Origin of the sequence: Dapis brunnea BLCC-M229 (genome assembly GCF_050015995.1) — a bacterium.
In the GTDB taxonomy this organism is placed as follows: domain Bacteria; phylum Cyanobacteriota; class Cyanobacteriia; order Cyanobacteriales; family Microcoleaceae; genus Trichodesmium.
The window spans coordinates 27,262-43,875 of record NZ_JBNHEP010000207.1; the positions used below are offsets into that span (position 1 = coordinate 27,262).

A 16,614-nucleotide genomic window follows, 5' to 3' on the forward strand; every position below is an offset into this window, starting at 1 on the left:
GATTATCTATACTAGACTAACTATCTAGTTATGATACATAAGTCATGGTAAATTATCAAGCTCCTTGGGCTGCATAGCTTACCAATTAAATGAAATTAATTAAGACCAAATTAAAAGTCAACAATTACCAGAAAACTATACTTGCCAAACACGCAGGTGTGGCTCGTCATGCTTATAATTGGGGATTAGCAACTTGTATTTCTGATTACGAATTAACTAAGAAGCGCCCTAGTGCTATTACTTTACATAAGCGCTTAGTTGCTGAGGTTAAATCAATTAACCCTTGGTATTATGAAGTATCAAAGTGTGCCCTCAACAAGCTTTAAGAGATTTAGACAGGGCATTTAAAAACTTTTTAACTATTCCCAAACGTGGGTTTCCTAAACTCAATAAAAAAGGGAAAAAAGACAGTTTTTACTTAGAAGGAAGTATCAAAATTCTTCAAGGAAACTACATGCAATTACCAAGAATAGGAATAGTAAAAACTTATGAAATATTACCATCTGTACCAATAAAAAATGTCAGGATATCAAAACGTGCAGGTGATTGGTATATTAGTTTTAAGTATCAATGTGAGTCCAAACCTCCGACGAAAAAACGGGCGTTGCACAATCAGGAATGATGAACTCTGAAAGTAGATATTTTTAGGTAATTCTTTTCTTCATATATGTACAGTTTAAAACCTATTATCATTCTTTAATGTGCAACCCCAAAAAACGAGCTGTTATCGGTGTAGATGTAGGCATAAATACTCTAGCAACTTGTAGTGATGGAAGCAGATTTGCGAACGTCAAAGCCTACAAACAAGCGAAAAAAGGATTAACTCGTTATTCGTAGCGAGTGGGTAATAATCGGTTAATATCTTCATCACTCTCAAGATGACCTTCACTTGCCAGTTGCTCGATCACAGCTTCCATGTAAATCGTGTTCCAAGTTACGACTGCAGAGGTTTCTAATTTTTTGATGAGTAATTGAAACAGGAGCAAAGGGCGGTCATGTTCCATTGCTCGTTCAAGTAACTAGGCTTCTAACTGTTGATAATCAGCTTGATTCGGTTTCCTCCATCCTAAATAGTTCTGAATTTCTTGCAGTTGATTGGTGCGAGTTTGTGGGCGTTATCCATATTTGGGGAGAACTGAATTATATTGAAGCGCTATTGCGGAACGATGCCACGAGATAATCTGCAAAGGCGCGAGCTGAAGGCTTTGCAGTTCTCCCTCCAGCGAGCAAAGCATTGACCTCGACAGTTCCGATTTCCCAATCTGCAAGAATTTGAACGAGTTCACCCCTTTCGAGTTCTGCCCTACACCCTAAAAAAGCCGTGGAGATAATCCCCATTCCAGCCAAAGCAGCAGCCGTTGACGCCTCATTGACGGTCACCATGAGCTGACCTTCAACTCTTACGGACAAAGTTTTGCCGTCTTTTTTAAAACTCCAGCCAGTAGACCCCATACTCGAAGGCCCAATAATCACTTGATGCCCTGCAAGATCTGCAGGAATTTGTGGCGTTCCTGCCTTCGCCAAATATGCGGGAGAAGCAGCTATCAGCCGCGGTGTTACAGCTAGCCGCCGCGCGACCATAGTTGAATCGCTGAGCGGACCGAAACGTAGTGCAACATCAATAGCCTGCTCGATCAAATCTTGGCGTGCATCAGTTAGCACGAGATCGACATGTAAACCCGGATGTTGAGCCAGGAAATCGGGAAGGCGAGGAATGATTTCGCGTACTGCCAAGCTCGTGGCCACCCCCACTCTCAAGCGGCCCTGCAACCTTCCATCACTGCGAACCAGATGGTTAGCCTCTTCCAAAGCAGAAAGAATCGGGTCTATTCTTGCAAGATAGTCCGCCCCAGCCTCTGTCAATTTCACTGCATGGGTACTTCTGACAAATAGCGCCGCCCCAAGATCCTTTTCCAGCTTGGAGATGATTCTGGAAACAGAGGGCTGGGACAAGTCAACCTCTTTTCCCGCAGCTGTAAAGCTGCCGGTTCTGGCGACACGGCAAAATAAACGCAAGGTCGATATCTGAACGCTCATTTGTTTTTCAAATAACTATTAGAGATATATTGACTCTACCAATTAATAAACAAATAAGCAATACTGAATAGTAGGCAGATGGATCAGTTCACGAAAGCCTGAATGCATTATTTCGATGTATCAATCATGATTGATACATCGAAATAAACAAGTAATTAAAGCGAGGAAATTAAGATGAATTTAAAAGCGTCTCTGGATGAATTTCGTAACGAATTTCTAGCAAAAATTCCCCCTGAAGCAGCTACGCTCATGGAGCAAGAAACTCTTAATTTAGCCGAAGAATTCAATAGCCGTGAGTTATTAACTATTGGCGATATTGCCCCAGATTTCACCTTATCTAATGCCTCCAATCAACAGATTAATCTCCAGAATTATTTAGCCAAAGGAGCTGTAATCCTAACTTTCTATCGAGGTGGTTGGTGTCCGTACTGCAATTTGGAATTAAGAGCCTACCAGCAACTGTTACCAGAAATTAAGAGTATTGGTGCTTCTTTAATCGCCGTTTCTCCCCAAGCTCCCGATAACTCTCTATCTACAGCAGAAAAAAATGATTTAGAGTTCGATGTTTTAAGTGATGTTGGTTCGGAAGTTGCGAAGGCTTATGGTGTTGCTTTCACTCTTTCCCATAAACTACAAAAGCTCTATACCAATTGGGGAGCATTTCTACCAAAAATAAATGGTATTGATAGTTGGACATTGCCAGTTCCCGGTACTTTTGTCATTGCGCCAGATAGTCGCATTATATTAGCTAATGTCAATGTTGACTATACTCAACGCTTAGAACCCAAGAAAGCTTTAGAAGCAATTAAAAATCTCACTACCTCTGTGGCTTAAGCAATCGATGGTCGAAATAGGGTTAACTGCGAAGTTGCTACAAAGTGGACTGTCAGATTAAAAATTGAGCAAAGAAAAACTCTTTATGCTGCTTGCCCGGTTGTGTTGCAAAGATCTGAGAGAAGGATAAAAAGTCAAGATAAACCCTTGATTAACACAAAATTTAGACAGCAATATAAGTGCAAGGTAGAGATTCGATCATTCATTTGTGTTTCAAATAACTATTAGAGATATATTGACTCTACCAATTAATAAACAAATGAGCAATACTGAATAGTAGGCAGATGAATCAGTTCACGAAAGCCTGAATACATTACCAGTCTTTGAATGAACCCTGATGTAATCCTCATGCCAATGAAAAATCACAAAACAGGAATAAAATTATGTCTCTTCAAGAAAAACTCGATGCTTTTAAGGCAGACTTTGAAGCAAACAAAGCTCCGGCCGCGGCGGTGGAAGCCTTTCATCGTTCTACTCGTGAATTGATCGAAAATGGAAATGCCGCGCGTGCCCTCAAAGCAGGTGACCTAGCCCCCGAATTTACGTTATCTGATTCAGACAGCAACCTGGTCTCTTCGAGAGACTTGCTCGCCAAAGGACCCTTGGTACTGACTTTTTATCGTGGTGTCTGGTGCCCCTACTGCAATTTTGATCTACAAGCACTAGAAGAAGTTGCTGACGACATCCGTTCCCGAGGTGCTTCACTTATTGCGATTTCCCAGCAAGGAGCTTCAAGCAGTCGCAAGTCCCAACGAAATAACAATCTCAGTTATCCAATCCTCACAGACCAAGGTGGAGAATTGGCAGAGCGTTTTGGCCTGCGCTGGACATTACAGCCCTATGTGATTGAATTCTTTAAGTTGTTCAAGGTAGATCTTCCAAAGATTCATAACGATGACAAATGGACCTTGCCCATGCCCGCAAGGTATGTCATCGACACTGATGGCACAATTGCCTACGCAGAGGTCAATCCGGATTATACTCGCCGTCCTGAACCTAGTGACTTGTTCCCAGTTCTCGATAACCTTGCTATCCCGGCAAGATTATGAACTTATCCCTAGCACTCTTGAAAGCAAAGGAATACCCATGTCTGAATTCACCGTACACACCGAAGAGTCTGCCCCCGCAGCCAGCAAACCAATCATCAGCAAAGTCAAGGCCACGTTCGGGATGCTCCCCAACCTAATGGCCACGCTCGCCGAGTCCCCGGCAGCTATCGAGGGCTATTCCACGCTCATGGGCATCTACGAAAAGAGCGATTTCACGCCCACAGAGAAGCAAGTCGTTTTGATGACTAACAACCGTCTCAATGGTTGCACTTATTGCATGGCTGCCCACTCTGCGGTTTCAAAGTCGCAGGGCGTGCCTACCGATGTCGTTACTGCACTTCGATCAGGATCGTCATTGGATGATGCAAAGCTCGAAGCGCTCCGTTCGTTCACGGAGAAAGTGTTTGAGACTCGTGGCAACGTGAGCGAATCAGATGTGGATGCTTTCCTATCCGCTGGCTACACGAAGGCAAACATCCTCGAAGTGGTGCTCGGCACGGCGCTGAAGGTGCTGTCCAACTACTCGAACAAGTTTACCCAAGCTCCGGTTGATGCACCGTTCCGGCGCTTCACATGGTCTCCGGACGAGGCCGTGAATGTCTAAAGGTTTTCAAAGGCGATACTCGCCATTAGTACTACTGGAGAGCATCCATGAAACAAGCATCCAATGATTTTGCCCGCACACGCTACGCATTTGAGTCAGTAGACGATGTTCGTGTGTTCTACAGAGAATCTGGAGATCCACAGAGGCGGGCCGTTGTGCTTCTGCACGGCTTTCCATCTTCTTCACACATGTACCGTGAGGTCCTGGACAATCTTGGTGATGAGTTCTACTTGATCGCTCCAGATTACCCCGGGTTCGGTAACAGCGATTTTCCTGATCCGAAGGACTACAAATACACCTTCGACAATCTCGCCAAGACGACTGAGGCTCTTCTCGAACAGAAGGGGATTACGGAGTGGGTTCTGGCGATCCAGGACTATGGCGCTCCGGTTGGCTTCCGTCTAGCGACGAAGTACCCCAAGAGGGTCAAGGGCCTGATTGTGATGAATGGCAATGCTTACGAGGAGGGATTTGATCCTGATAGTTCCGCACCCGTCCGGAGCTATTGGGAGAGCCACACGGAAGAAAAAGAAGCCATGATTGCAGATCAACTCCTGAGCCTCCAAGGTGTTAAGTGGCAGTACACGCAGGGGACGCGAAACCCCGATGGTATCAACCCAGACAACTGGACTCTTGACTTTGCTTGGCTCCAGCGTCCTGGTCAAAGGCAGATGCAGCTAGATCTATTCTACGACTACAGAACAAATGTTGAGCTGTATCCGGAATGGCAAGCTTTCTTGAAGGAGAGCCAGCCGCCTACTTTGATCGCCTGGGGCGAGCGCGACCCTATTTTCATTGCGGCTGGGGCTGAGGCATATCGTAGGCACCTTGAGAGCCCCGAGTTTCACCTGTTCCCAACGGGGCACTTCGTATTGGAAGAAGATGCTCCGAGGATTCTCCCGTTAATTCGGAGCTTCCTTCTAAAGATTGGTTAGTCGTCCAACAAGAACCTGAAAGCCGGGCAGCTTTGACCCCGCTGATGGGAAGATCAGTGGCAAAGTCTACGACTCCCACTAGAAAAATTAGCAAATTACACAACATATATACAGCATTGGAGGAATTAAGATGAGCAGCGATTTTACTGTAAAGGTGTTTTTTAGAGGCGATTGGTGTCCGTGGTGTTCGGGCTACTTAAAAGACTTTAACGATCAAGCACTTCATAAAATTCAAGAGCTTGGTGGAAAAGTTGTCGGAATTACTTCTCAAGCGGGAAACCAGTCCCAAAAAGAGCTTGGACTCAACTTTGACATTCAAATTGATGAAGAAAACATTGAAGCTAAAAAATACGGGATTGTCATCACGCCTCAATCCGAAGTTCCGTTCAAAGGTGTAGACGGAATTTATCCCAACGGAATGGTTCAACCCGGAGTTATTATTGAAGACTCTGAAGGGAATATACTTTATAAGTGGGCAATAGTTCCTAGTGAGATGAATCTAGGTGGAGCTAGTGACAGACCATTAGTTACAGATATTGTTTCTTCACTTGAGCAAATCCTTGAAGGCAAAGAAAACGGTAATTCATTTAATAAAACTGACATGAATTACCTTGAGCAAAACCATCCTGAAGAATACAAGAAGGTTCAGGCATACATTGCTTCTTTGAATAAATAGGAGGCAAGAATAAGTGGGGTCAGATGAAATTTTTAATGACTCCACTTTTTACTTGTTCTCACAATGGATAGGCGTTGCTAAATGGGGTATAGCTGACATAAGCGCAAAAAATGAAAAAATCTACTTGGCGTTGTGAGAGGAAATAGACAAATATCTCTGTGATTTTGATGCTTTTACTGAATGGTTCAAATCTAAAAACCAGGAACAATTGACTCCAGCAGTGATTACAGCAACAGATTTACGAGAGTATAAACGCTACTTAGATGAAACATTAGAATTAAAACCTCAAACTATTAATCGCAAGCTGTCCAGCCTCCGCAGCTTTCTCAATGATTTCCGTATTTCAAGCCTCCTACTTCAGCAGGAGGTACTGATAACTGATAACTGAAATAACTTTATTTATAGTAGATCGCTTCTAAAAGTAATAAACCCAAATCTTTGTATAAACCTCGATTTTGCTGAGGACAACGATGTTGAGTTAAACACCTAGGACAACCATATTCACAATCACAATTTTTTGCTAATTCTGTTGCTTTTTTGGCAAACTTCAACAGTTGATTAAAAATTGCCTCAGTTGCTCCATTTCCACCATCACAAGTATCAAAAAAATAACCTACTGTTTCTCCTCCTTGTCTCTGAACAAAGCATTCGACATCTTGACTCGAACTTAACACTACTAATGGAATAGCAGATATGATTTGATGCCCCATACTATGCAATGCAATAAAATCTGGATGACAACTCCATAAATCTTTGAAATTATCTGGAATTATTCCTTTATTTGTATCCTTAATTTTTTCCTTGATTGGTGTAATATTTTCTCGTATAGTTTGACTAAAAGTCTCATTTATTTCAACTTTAACAACTGGAGCTTGATATTGACTTTGATAAGGAGGATCGAACCTATTTTCATCCACAACTGTAGTAATTTCAACTCCTTTTTCTGATTTAGTGGAAAGTAGCTGATAACCTGTGACGGAAAACGTAATTTCTCCCCAAAATAAAGTTAACCTTAGTCTAGCGTTGGAAATATTTGTTTTAATTATTTGAGGTGTTGCTAGTTGCTGAATTTCTTTAATAGCTAACTCATTATTTGGAACAGTTTCTAAATTAGAGTTTTTCCCTAAAGGTTTTAAAATTGCTTGTTTTTTATCTAAGTCGAGATTTTCAGAACGATAGGTTATTAACTCACCATCATAATTTTGTGCCAAATAAATTGCCCCTGGAAATACTTCTTTATGCGCTAGGCTCATTTGCATTTTTTCAAAACTTTTTCCAGTATTAATATCGATCAACTCCACATCATTTTGAGCATGACCGCGAAGATTAACATTCCGATGAGGATAACCATAGCCCCAGAGTTGATTAGAGTTATTAATATATATTTTTTCCTGTTTTAATAAACTATCGGTAATTACTCCAGCTACTTCTCCAAAACGTTCTGTTATTTCATTTAAAGGTACTCCACTTTCGACACAACTACATTCTAAATGTTTGCCCAAAATTGTCGGATAACTTGGATTAAAAGCAGCACTTTCAGCTTCACCATTTAATAATAAATCTGGTTTATTACCATAGAAATTATCTAAAGGATTTTGAGCTACTGGCAAAAACATAACTAACCCTGGATTTCTCCTTCCTACCCGACCGATTCTTTGTTTCCAAGACATTAAACTTCCTGGATAACCACGCACTAAACAACAATCAAGTTCTGGTAAATCAATTCCTGCTTCTAATGCGGAGGTAGAAAGGATAACTTTTACCATCCCAGTTTGTAATTTTTGGATGATATCCTGTCGCCTATCAAATCCCAAAGAACCATAAAAAATTGCTACCTTATCTGCCAAATAACTCTCTCTATTTTTATCAGCTATTCGTTTAATTATCCCCAACAACTTTTTAACTGCACCTCTGGAATTACAAAATACTACCCCACTCAAATCATGGCGCAACCAAGACAGAATTATTTGACAAGCATTAGGATTAGCAGTATCACTTGGTTCCAAAAATAAAATAGTTTTGCCAGAAGTATCAGCACCACTTTTTGAGATTAGATGAAGTCTTTCTGCTTGGTGGGAGCGATCGCTAAATCCCATTGCCATTTCTGCGGGATTTCCGATAGTAGCTGAACTAAAGATAAATTGTAATTTTTCTGAATTGCCTCCTACTCTATCTACTACCATTTTTAACCGTCGCATTAGGTTAGAAAAATGTGCCCCAAAAGCACCTCTATAAGTATGAGATTCATCTATAACTACATAGCGGAGTTGTTGAAAAAATTTGCGCCATCCTTCTCCATCTTTGCTTCTAATTCTATATAATTGATAATGTAATAAATCTGGGCTGACACCTAAAATATTGGGTGGGTTAGGAATAAATAATTTTTTTCTTTTTGCTGAAGATATGTCACCTGTAATTAATCCAATTTTGACGGAATTTTCAGGAAAATATGAGGTCATTTTTTCTAGCTTTTGCATCTGGTCTAATGCCAATGCTTTGAGGGGAAAAATATATAATGCTGTAGTTTCAGGTTGTTGTAAACATGATTCTAAAATAGCGAGGTTATAACAGAGAGTTTTGCCGGAAGCTGTGGGAGTAAAAATGCAAATATCTAATCCTTTTCTCAGAGCGGTTAATGATTCAATTTGATGTTCATAGAGTTCTGTAATATTTTGTATAATCAGAGAATTTTTGAGAGTAATTGGTAAATCTTCTGGCAAAGGATGGAGTTTTCCTCGAATTGGCGGACTGTTATCTATAGCTACTAAATTATCTATAAATTCTTGGGCAATTGTTTTAAATACTGGTCGGGAAATAGCTTCTATTTCTGCTGCGGGAATCTGGGATTTTTGTGGCTGTTTGAATTTTTTATAATTAAAACTTACACTATCTCTAGGATTAATGTGTTTCTCATTAATTGCTATTTGCCAATCATAAAAATGCACTGGAGAATGATTTTCCAAAAAGTCTACAATTAAGCGTTTTCCTAATACGGCTGTAATTTGACCTATGCCATATTCAGGAGAATAGACTTTTGCACCAATTTTTAACCATTCTGGAGGAGATGGTAGTTGATTTCCAGCTCGAATAATAGCAGCATAGTCTGTAGGTTTATCCGTCATTTCAGTTATCAGTTATCAGTACATCTGCCTGAAGCCAGAGGCTTGAGACATTGAATAGAATACTTTTTTCATGTCCTTGAAAAGCAAGGATTGAGACCTTATTTTTTGGTCATAAGGAAGAATGAATTAAGAAAAGATAAATGAAATAAATTTAGGACGATATTCATTAATGGATAATGGATAATTACCTCTGGTTAAAACCGAGAGGATTGAATACAAGGAAATATTATTTCTTTTATTGGTCGATTGGATATGGCGGGGTTTCCTTGCCATCCCATCCTACGGACTGCTCCGCAAACGACCGCTTTTCCCCTTGAAAGGGGAGGCTTTTAACCAAGGTATTTAATTAATAATTATTAATTATTAATTATTCGGTAGTATTTTTTTCGGTTACTATGTTTGTTTTTTAACTCAATAATTTTAGGTATTATGTATTTGGTTATATTGTCTAATTGCTTCATCTCTATTTATATATTTTCGAGTAATCAAAGTAAACTTCATTTCACCAAAAGTTTGTCTACCTCTTCCATTAAAATAGTCACCTTCTATAAATTTATCATCAGGTGAAAGACGTAAATTAGCAGAACCTCTGTGCATAGACATTGTTGACAAACTTCGAGTAGAAGGTTCATTAACATATTCATATTTTAAAGTAGCTTCAGAAGAATCTAAAGTATTCACAGCAGCCATTGTTGAGTTAGAAATAGACGAAGTTGCCCGAAGTTGAATATTAATAGCTGACCATGTTTGGCGAACATACAAAATTATTCCATCATAATCACTATTATTGTAAGAAGAATGGATTTTTCCTACCCATGTACCTTGTAAATTTGGAATACTTGAACAGGATAAGTTACCTAACTTTAACTGCCAAAAAAAACTTTTCAAAAGCTTGATAAAAGATACCATAAAAACCCATTACTGACGGAGCATCTAACCACCAAGGAACTTGCCATTGTAAATTCTTAACGACAGAACTTAATAGTAGTGCAGCCATAACTGAAATTGCTGCAATATATAAAGGAATAGTTTCTCTATCTTTTGCATTAGTAGCGTAAGCGTGCATTTTACCAATCCTTCCATAATTTTATTAAGCTTTGAATAAAATATTCAGCATCTTCCAATTTCCATTGTTCTAGTTTATTACCAAAAAGGTTAAGCATTTCATTTTGACAAATGAAGGAACTGTTCAAATTTTCGCAAAGCCAATTTACAACTTTTATATATGTGTCTTGTCGATTGTTAACAAAACAATTGTTTGGGACATTATAGAGTAGACATTCAATATAATATGATGGTGCTTCAAGGAGATAACTATATCTATTGATTATGATTTTTTTTGCATTTTTAAATAAACGAACAGTAGGCTTATAATTTTGGTTGGTTTTACTATTCTTATCTGCTCCATTGTGAAAATGCAACTTTGGATAATTAATAATTTTCTTTCTACTATCTCTAGTATAAAAGCAAATTCCTGGGATATAATCTTCATATTCACTTTCAAATTTATAATAGTATCTGTATTCAATACAAGGAATAATATCAGCAGCAATCCTGTTACTGCCTTTTTGCAGCTTTATAGATTTGTTTCCAGTTGTAATATTATCTGGAGAATAGTAACTCTGCAAACTCATTAAAATATCTTTATCAAAGTTATCCCAAGTATAATCATAAGACTTAAATACACTATCATAACGTTTACGATCTAATGGATTTATCTGTGATTTGTTACTACAAAAAATAGTATTTAACTGCACTACAACATCTACATCACTATCAGCTCGAATGTTTGTTTTGTTTCGATAAGATCCTTGGAGATAAATTTCAAAATGCTTGCCTTCTGAAAATCCATTAAGCTTAAGTTTTGATCTTGAATAATTCAAAGCTTTACGAATTGATTCGTGAGTATTAATTGCTAATTGAGTTTGCTGAGACTTTGCCCAAGTTGACAGTTGTATTTCTGGAATAGGCATAGTTGACTTCTCTATTTGATTTGAGAAAATTGTAACAAAACTTCTAGTGAATTGAGGCAGTTAAAATAGTGCAATAGTAGGGGCGGGTTCCAGTTCAAATTAAGACATCAACATTAAATTAAATGAACCCGCCCTACTGCCCTACTTCCCGCTTCCTACTACCCAATTCCTTCTTCAACTCCGGTGAGAATTGCTACTAAAATTTTCATTAAATATTCTAAATCATTAGGTACTCTATATAAATTTAGGTCTTGGTTCACTTGCTTTTCTTCCCGTTTCAATATGGCAAATTGCCATATTTTACCTATAGAAACAGCTCCATATAATAAATTTTGTTCTGCTTCTGTTCCTTTATCAAGAGCAATTAACTCAACTGCTAGTTGCTTAAAACCTCTTTCTAAGTTTTCATCCTTTGCCTCAATAACTAACAAATTATTTCCAGCTTGTAAAAAATAATCTAGGGAACCTTTTAGCTGAGGTTCAATTTCCAAAGGATAGGAAACCTTAAGTTTAGCCTGACAGTAATCAACTAATTCTATCAATACTGGAGCAATTAAAAATTCTCGCCTTGCCATCTCACTATCTAAAGTAATATAAGGGAGACTTTTACGAAATCTTTGCTTGAGATTTTCTAACCCATCAATTTGCCGTTCAGACTTGGGCAAAACTAATTCTTCTGTAATTAATTGATAACCAAAGTAATTTAAGATATCCTCCGGGTAATAATTCAACTTGAAATAATCTGAAAAGTTACAACTATCAGGTAATTTAATTGGTATATTCATCATAGTTTTGCCTCATACTATTAATATTCTTGTTTAATTTCTTTGAGCTTTTGTACTATATTCCTAATTACCCGTTCTATCGGTTTTACTTCCTTGACCTTATCATAAATTTTATTAAATGTTTGAATACAGAAATTCAAGCGTTTATTGAACTCTTCTATAGTCATTGCTTCTATATATTCAAATAATTCATTGGCATCTCTAAACTCTGTGTACTCTAAAAAACTATTTTTGGCAAAGTTTTCATAAATCTTACTAAGTAGAGCAAGCTAAAAAAAAGACGTTGCATATTTAGCTACAAAATGCTTCAAAAGAATGATATACCTTATTTTTGAGCTAATTTACAATTTGATAGATAACGCACAAAATTTACCACGCTCTACTTATCTTTTCCTCCATAATAAATCGGTAGACAACCAACCATAATAGAATCCCAAATTTTTCCGTACAGTAATAATTGGCAATTGTGTTTTCACAATAGAGATTAAAATAATATTTCTGCAATATCTCTAGTTTCCTTTCATGCGATTCACCGGAGCGAGAATTTTCGATTATTATATTTTCCGACCACCCTTTGTCATAAATATCTACCTTGCCTAACTGATATCCCTGTAATGCAACGTTATTTCTTAATTCATACAAATCTAACTCTCTTCCATCACGAATTAAAGATGTATCTCACTGACAATTTCTGATTAAAGCTCCAATTTTTTTCTGTTTGTCTGGATAAAATTTATCTTCTTTATAATCTGATATTATCTGTCTTTTTGGCATCAAAAAAATAATAATAATTATCCACATAAATATCACCTGTATAGACATTCATTATATTGACATCTACTCCTTTCCAGAATACCTTCTTATTAAAGTGGGTATTAAATCTTGGTTCATGTGTCCAAACCAGGTATTTCTTTGAAGAACTGTATTGACGAATTATAGATTTTAATTTATGAAAATATCTACTTCTAAATACGTCACAATCTTCTGCTATGTCAGTAAACAAGATTTAGTCGCCAGCAAATTTTTCAATCTGCCGACTAAAAGGAGTGTATTCCATATTATCTACTTTGAAAACTACTATCACTTCTATAGGAATCCTATTTTAATTGTAATATTTTGGTGGTACTTAGGAGTCAGGAGTCAGAATTTCATCTGAAAGTTTCTGTTTCAAATCTATTACCTGATGACCAACTGTTCTTGCTTCTTTGCATTTTTCTTGCTTAGTTAAAACATCTTCTAATTCTACTCTGACTCGAGGATTTTTTGGATTAAGTTGAGCGAGTTGCTGATAGTAAGTTTCTGCCTCCTGATATTTTTGCGTTTTCTTCTCAATCATGCCTAATTCATTAAGTTCTGAAAGATGATTGGGATTCAAAAAAAGTACCCGATCATATTGATAAGTTGCTTCCTCTAACCGATTTTTTTGATAATATGTCTGTGCCAATTTAAAGTAAAAATGAGGAGTTTGGGGATTCACCTTCACGGAAGTAAAAAGTTAAAATTTAAAAGTTAAAAGTAAGATTTTATAGAGTCATAACTTTGACACTATTTGACGCTACAGTAATTTCAGGAAGTTATTTCACATCTTTAGTTTAAAACTATTTGTGACATCTTTAAAGTGAATTAGTATCACACCTATACTTTTATTGATACTCTCGTTTAATTGATTTTGCCCATAATAAAAATGGTATTACACCACCTCCTAATAATACTGCTAATGTGAATAAAAAAATGATAATTCTAGTCAGACGAGGTAGGGAACGCGACACCCAAGGAAATACATAAGGCTCTGATTCAGAATCTACTAAATTATTAGGAAACTTGAAACTAACTTGCACGTTATATAACGAACCACGGTCAGCATTTATTGGTTGAATATAATTAATTTGATACTCATCAAATAAAGCCTCTAAAAATTCGGTCAAACTGGTAGAAATATTTTCAGCATTTCCAGAAAATTCAGCAATACCTCTAGTTACTCCTGCTATTTGTTGGAGTCGCTTTTGGTCAACAAATTCTTCAGCGGCAAGTTCGCTTAATCTCTCTGAGTCATTACTTTTTTTTCTCCCTCTTTTACTAATATCTCTAATAGTTGGAGGTTGCTTTAAATCATATTTTTGCTGCAACTGTTGGGGAGTCAAACCATAGCCTAAAGTATGCACAGTAATATTAGGATAACTTTTCAACATAAACATCATTTTTTCAAAATCTTGTGCTTCTAATTCTGGTTCATTTTCTCTCTCTCCATAAATACTATGATAGCCATCAGAAAGTAAAATTATTGAACGTCTTGGCTGAGATAAATTAGAATTTGCTGGTAGGTTAAAACGAGTATCTTCGGGATTACCAAAAAATTGTACTGCCTGACGCAAAGGCTCATAAATATCTGTCGCTGCACAAAGATTATCTAGTTTACTTTCTAATTTTTTGAGAGTTTGTTCGACTTTTTTATTGCCAGCTAAAACAAAGTTATCTAGTTCTTTTTTCGTTACTTGATTTCCCGGACAGTTTTTTCCTCCTTTGCCAAAAGGAACGATAGAAATTTTGGTATTTTCCCCCTTTTTAGCTAAATCTTGATTGAACTTTCTAATAGCAGCGATCGCTCCTTCTAATTTAGTTTTTTCTCCACTACTATCTAATTGTTTCATACTGCCACTAAAGTCTAATAAAACTATTACCCAAGCAGGAGGTAATTCTTCAGATAGGGGAATTTTCCAATTAATATCTGCCTGATTTAAAGTTTGACATTCTCCAGTTTTGGGGTCGGCTTTCGGCGGACAAACTGTTAAATTGAAGTCATCTTTTTGTAGACCTCTTACTGGTTTATTGTTTTGGTCGTAGACTTTCACTCGGAGCGTAACTTTTCCTTCATTCCGGTCAGGAATAGCTTCAATAATTTCCAGATTTTTGACTAGAGCAGAACTAGGATTAATGTAGAAACTTAATATTAATAAAGATAGACTAACCTTGCGGGTCCAAGAAACGATTGTAGTAGACAAATCTGAATAATTTTTTACCATTATAGACACCATTTTCAGCATGAAATGTAATTAAGTCGTTATGTTTTAGTTTAATTGGTGTACTTTCCTTCAAGCGATCGCCTTGATATTCTATTCTATTGAAAAATTTGAGATTAGGTACCAGAATTGTTTGGCTAGGTGCTAGGTCTAAGTCAGCAATATGTAATGGTAAACCAGGAATACAAATATTTACCCCAAATTGTTGACTACCTAAAATTTTTAACTGAGCTGAACCGATTTTAACTTTGCCTCTAGCAGGTAATTGAATGGATAATCCTTCTTCAATTTTCTGGGTTAAGTCATTACTCACAAATTTCAGTTTTGGTGATAATTCTTTCTGAATATGAGGATAATTACTAGGTGTTTTGTTTTGACTAATATTGATATTTTCAGTATATTCAAAACCGGCTCCAGCTCTAAGAGCAACTAGATGACTAGGAGAGGTAGAAAAACTTAAGACTAAACCTAATAAACCTCCCAATAAAGAAAACCCTATTGTGTCTTCCCAAGCTTTTAAAGCTATGGGCATTCCTCCCATTTTTTGTCGTATCCATTCAAAGATAATAGCCGCGACTAAAGAAGTCAAAATACTGGTAGTTAAACTAATAGTAAATCGTTGCCAAAAACGGCGTTTATCTCCTGCTTCTATACTGCGCCAGCGCCAAGTCAAACCTTCAGCTAAACCCACTGCTCCGCCAATTAATATCCAGCCAACTATTCTGACAAATTCATCGGGTATAGTTATGACTTTATCCCGTAATTGTGGATTAAGTAATATTTGTACTAATCCTCCAGAAGTAATGCCAATTAAAAATCCTAATCCGGCAGCAATGCTTAGGGGTATTATACCTCTGCTGAAGTTGCGTTTAAATCGGGTAGGATTACTTAAAAATATATCTGTGGCTACTATCCCAACTGCGAGGGAAATTGCGATGCAAGGAAATAATGCTAGTTCGGGAAATTTTTTTAACCAGCCTAAATCGCTGAGGATAAATTGCCCTATGCTCCAACCTATTAATGCGGATGTAATTCCCGATAGAATATATAGGTATATTCTCATAATTTCAGATTAATTTTTATTTTGATAGAGTCAGAATTAGTAGGTAATTAGCAAATATACAGATTTTTGAAATAGTTTGCATTTTAAATAGTATAGCGCTACAGGCAAGTGAAAAAGCAAAAGTTAAAAGTAATCTGTGAGTGAGTTTTCGGTGCCCAAATGCTCTGCAAACAGGATTTAGCAATGTCCTAAGGTATTTGGGTAATCCTATATACTCCAGAATGTCAATAGACATCTCCAGAAAAGAGGGAGTAGGGAGTGGGGAGTAGGGAAGAGGGAGAAAGAATTGATGGTTTATGTGGGATAATTGATTTTATTTTTTATTATTGGAGATTTCTAATAGTATAGTGGCAGAAATAAGTTAGGTTCGACAAGGATTTTTAGCAAAAATTATTATAAATCAGGAATAAGTTAGACTCGACCAGGATTTTTTACACCCATACACAGATTATTAAAAGGCACAGATAACTCAGACTAGACCAGGATTTTTACACCGATGCACCGATTATTAATAAGGCA

20 protein-coding genes are annotated in these 16,614 nt (G+C 37.3%); 9 read left to right on the forward strand and 11 right to left on the reverse strand.

From position 1 onward, the window contains the following. Window positions 1–89: 89 nt before the first annotated feature. The 3 genes from ACP6PM_RS23090 to ACP6PM_RS23100 all read left to right on the forward strand — a co-directional run bounded on the left by ACP6PM_RS23090 (window position 90) and on the right by ACP6PM_RS23100 (window position 837). A complete protein-coding gene (locus ACP6PM_RS23090; RefSeq protein ID WP_426588766.1) occupies window positions 90–326 on the forward strand; it encodes a helix-turn-helix domain-containing protein in 237 nt (78 codons plus the stop codon). Then, on the forward strand, window positions 305–622 hold the full coding sequence (locus ACP6PM_RS23095; RefSeq protein ID WP_426588768.1) for a hypothetical protein: 318 nt from the start codon (window positions 305–307) through the stop codon (window positions 620–622). Before ACP6PM_RS23090 ends, ACP6PM_RS23095 begins: the two co-directional genes overlap by 22 nt. 77 nt (window positions 623–699) lie before the next feature. Next, entirely contained in the window at window positions 700–837 is a 138-nt protein-coding gene (locus tag ACP6PM_RS23100) for a hypothetical protein (RefSeq protein WP_426588770.1), read from the forward strand. Here the strand turns inward: ACP6PM_RS23100 and ACP6PM_RS23105 are convergent. Next, window positions 828–917, reverse strand: a complete 90-nt coding sequence (locus tag ACP6PM_RS23105; protein WP_426588772.1) for a hypothetical protein — start codon at window positions 915–917, stop codon at window positions 828–830. The two genes, ACP6PM_RS23100 and ACP6PM_RS23105, sit on opposite strands and share 10 nt — an antisense overlap. Window positions 918–1,140: 223 nt before the next feature. Next, a complete protein-coding gene (locus ACP6PM_RS23110; protein WP_426588774.1) occupies window positions 1,141–2,037 on the reverse strand; it encodes a LysR family transcriptional regulator in 897 nt (298 codons plus the stop codon). Window positions 2,038–2,211: 174 nt separating this feature from the next. On the opposite strand from ACP6PM_RS23110, the gene ACP6PM_RS23115 reads away from it, so the two are divergent. The 6 genes from ACP6PM_RS23115 to ACP6PM_RS23140 all read left to right on the forward strand — a co-directional run bounded on the left by ACP6PM_RS23115 (window position 2,212) and on the right by ACP6PM_RS23140 (window position 6,523). Then, window positions 2,212–2,871 carry a peroxiredoxin-like family protein gene (locus tag ACP6PM_RS23115; RefSeq protein WP_426588776.1) on the forward strand — a complete coding sequence of 220 codons (660 nt, stop codon included), beginning with the start codon at window positions 2,212–2,214 and terminating at the stop codon, window positions 2,869–2,871. 383 nt (window positions 2,872–3,254) lie between these two features. Further along, the gene (locus ACP6PM_RS23120; protein ID WP_426588778.1) at window positions 3,255–3,920 is read left to right on the forward strand and encodes a peroxiredoxin-like family protein; all 666 of its coding nucleotides are present in this window, start codon (window positions 3,255–3,257) and stop codon (window positions 3,918–3,920) included. Between the two features lie 37 nt (window positions 3,921–3,957). Beyond that, window positions 3,958–4,524, forward strand: coding sequence for a carboxymuconolactone decarboxylase family protein (locus ACP6PM_RS23125; RefSeq protein ID WP_426588780.1), 567 nt, complete (start codon window positions 3,958–3,960; stop codon window positions 4,522–4,524). Window positions 4,525–4,571: 47 nt separating this feature from the next. Next, entirely contained in the window at window positions 4,572–5,459 is an 888-nt protein-coding gene (locus tag ACP6PM_RS23130) for an alpha/beta fold hydrolase (RefSeq protein WP_426588782.1), read from the forward strand. A gap of 130 nt (window positions 5,460–5,589) precedes the next feature. Then, window positions 5,590–6,135, forward strand: a complete 546-nt coding sequence (locus tag ACP6PM_RS23135) for a redoxin domain-containing protein (protein ID WP_426588784.1) — start codon at window positions 5,590–5,592, stop codon at window positions 6,133–6,135. 142 nt (window positions 6,136–6,277) lie between these two features. Then, complete coding sequence (locus tag ACP6PM_RS23140) at window positions 6,278–6,523, forward strand: site-specific integrase (protein WP_426588803.1); 246 nt, start codon at window positions 6,278–6,280, stop codon at window positions 6,521–6,523. A gap of 7 nt (window positions 6,524–6,530) precedes the next feature. On the opposite strand, the gene ACP6PM_RS23145 is transcribed toward ACP6PM_RS23140, so the two are convergent. The 9 genes from ACP6PM_RS23145 to ACP6PM_RS23185 all read right to left on the reverse strand — a co-directional run bounded on the left by ACP6PM_RS23145 (window position 6,531) and on the right by ACP6PM_RS23185 (window position 16,095). Continuing rightward, window positions 6,531–9,257 carry a DEAD/DEAH box helicase gene (locus ACP6PM_RS23145; protein ID WP_426588786.1) on the reverse strand — a complete coding sequence of 909 codons (2,727 nt, stop codon included), beginning with the start codon at window positions 9,255–9,257 and terminating at the stop codon, window positions 6,531–6,533. A gap of 420 nt (window positions 9,258–9,677) precedes the next feature. Continuing rightward, window positions 9,678–10,145: a Cap15 family cyclic dinucleotide receptor domain-containing protein gene (locus tag ACP6PM_RS23150; RefSeq protein ID WP_426588788.1), complete on the reverse strand. Its 468-nt coding sequence runs from the start codon at window positions 10,143–10,145 to the stop codon at window positions 9,678–9,680. After that, window positions 10,111–10,323, reverse strand: a complete 213-nt coding sequence (locus ACP6PM_RS23155) for a Cap15 family CBASS effector (RefSeq protein ID WP_426588790.1) — start codon at window positions 10,321–10,323, stop codon at window positions 10,111–10,113. Before ACP6PM_RS23155 ends, ACP6PM_RS23150 begins: the two co-directional genes overlap by 35 nt. A gap of 1 nt (window position 10,324) precedes the next feature. Then, a complete protein-coding gene (locus ACP6PM_RS23160; protein WP_426588792.1) occupies window positions 10,325–11,230 on the reverse strand; it encodes a nucleotidyltransferase domain-containing protein in 906 nt (301 codons plus the stop codon). A 158-nt stretch (window positions 11,231–11,388) separates the two neighbouring features. Continuing rightward, the gene (locus ACP6PM_RS23165) at window positions 11,389–12,018 is read right to left on the reverse strand and encodes a hypothetical protein (RefSeq protein ID WP_426588794.1); all 630 of its coding nucleotides are present in this window, start codon (window positions 12,016–12,018) and stop codon (window positions 11,389–11,391) included. Between the two features lie 17 nt (window positions 12,019–12,035). Beyond that, entirely contained in the window at window positions 12,036–12,182 is a 147-nt protein-coding gene (locus ACP6PM_RS23170) for a hypothetical protein (protein WP_426588795.1), read from the reverse strand. Window positions 12,183–13,141: 959 nt separating this feature from the next. Further along, window positions 13,142–13,498, reverse strand: a complete 357-nt coding sequence (locus tag ACP6PM_RS23175) for a tetratricopeptide repeat protein (RefSeq protein ID WP_426588796.1) — start codon at window positions 13,496–13,498, stop codon at window positions 13,142–13,144. Between the two features lie 160 nt (window positions 13,499–13,658). Continuing rightward, window positions 13,659–15,014, reverse strand: a complete 1,356-nt coding sequence (locus ACP6PM_RS23180; protein WP_426588798.1) for a vWA domain-containing protein — start codon at window positions 15,012–15,014, stop codon at window positions 13,659–13,661. After that, a complete protein-coding gene (locus tag ACP6PM_RS23185) occupies window positions 14,977–16,095 on the reverse strand; it encodes a hypothetical protein (RefSeq protein ID WP_426588800.1) in 1,119 nt (372 codons plus the stop codon). The genes ACP6PM_RS23180 and ACP6PM_RS23185 overlap by 38 nt, the downstream gene beginning before the upstream one ends. Window positions 16,096–16,614 lie beyond the last annotated feature (519 nt).

Excerpts from the sequence above, each read along its gene's own strand:
- ACP6PM_RS23090 (WP_426588766.1), top strand. The coding sequence starts at position 90 with ATGAAATTAATTAAGACCAAATTAAAAGTCAACAATTACCAGAAAACT.
- ACP6PM_RS23100 (WP_426588770.1), top strand. The coding sequence starts at position 700 with ATGTGCAACCCCAAAAAACGAGCTGTTATCGGTGTAGATGTAGGCATA.
- ACP6PM_RS23105 (WP_426588772.1), bottom strand. The coding sequence starts at position 917 with ATGGAAGCTGTGATCGAGCAACTGGCAAGTGAAGGTCATCTTGAGAGT.
- ACP6PM_RS23110 (WP_426588774.1), bottom strand. The coding sequence starts at position 2,037 with ATGAGCGTTCAGATATCGACCTTGCGTTTATTTTGCCGTGTCGCCAGA.
- ACP6PM_RS23115 (WP_426588776.1), top strand. The coding sequence starts at position 2,212 with ATGAATTTAAAAGCGTCTCTGGATGAATTTCGTAACGAATTTCTAGCA.
- ACP6PM_RS23120 (WP_426588778.1), top strand. The coding sequence starts at position 3,255 with ATGTCTCTTCAAGAAAAACTCGATGCTTTTAAGGCAGACTTTGAAGCA.
- ACP6PM_RS23125 (WP_426588780.1), top strand. The coding sequence starts at position 3,958 with ATGTCTGAATTCACCGTACACACCGAAGAGTCTGCCCCCGCAGCCAGC.
- ACP6PM_RS23130 (WP_426588782.1), top strand. The coding sequence starts at position 4,572 with ATGAAACAAGCATCCAATGATTTTGCCCGCACACGCTACGCATTTGAG.
- ACP6PM_RS23135 (WP_426588784.1), top strand. The coding sequence starts at position 5,590 with ATGAGCAGCGATTTTACTGTAAAGGTGTTTTTTAGAGGCGATTGGTGT.
- ACP6PM_RS23145 (WP_426588786.1), bottom strand. The coding sequence starts at position 9,257 with ATGACGGATAAACCTACAGACTATGCTGCTATTATTCGAGCTGGAAAT.
- ACP6PM_RS23155 (WP_426588790.1), bottom strand. The coding sequence starts at position 10,323 with ATGCACGCTTACGCTACTAATGCAAAAGATAGAGAAACTATTCCTTTA.
- ACP6PM_RS23160 (WP_426588792.1), bottom strand. The coding sequence starts at position 11,230 with ATGCCTATTCCAGAAATACAACTGTCAACTTGGGCAAAGTCTCAGCAA.
- ACP6PM_RS23165 (WP_426588794.1), bottom strand. The coding sequence starts at position 12,018 with ATGATGAATATACCAATTAAATTACCTGATAGTTGTAACTTTTCAGAT.
- ACP6PM_RS23170 (WP_426588795.1), bottom strand. The coding sequence starts at position 12,182 with ATGACTATAGAAGAGTTCAATAAACGCTTGAATTTCTGTATTCAAACA.
- ACP6PM_RS23185 (WP_426588800.1), bottom strand. The coding sequence starts at position 16,095 with ATGAGAATATACCTATATATTCTATCGGGAATTACATCCGCATTAATA.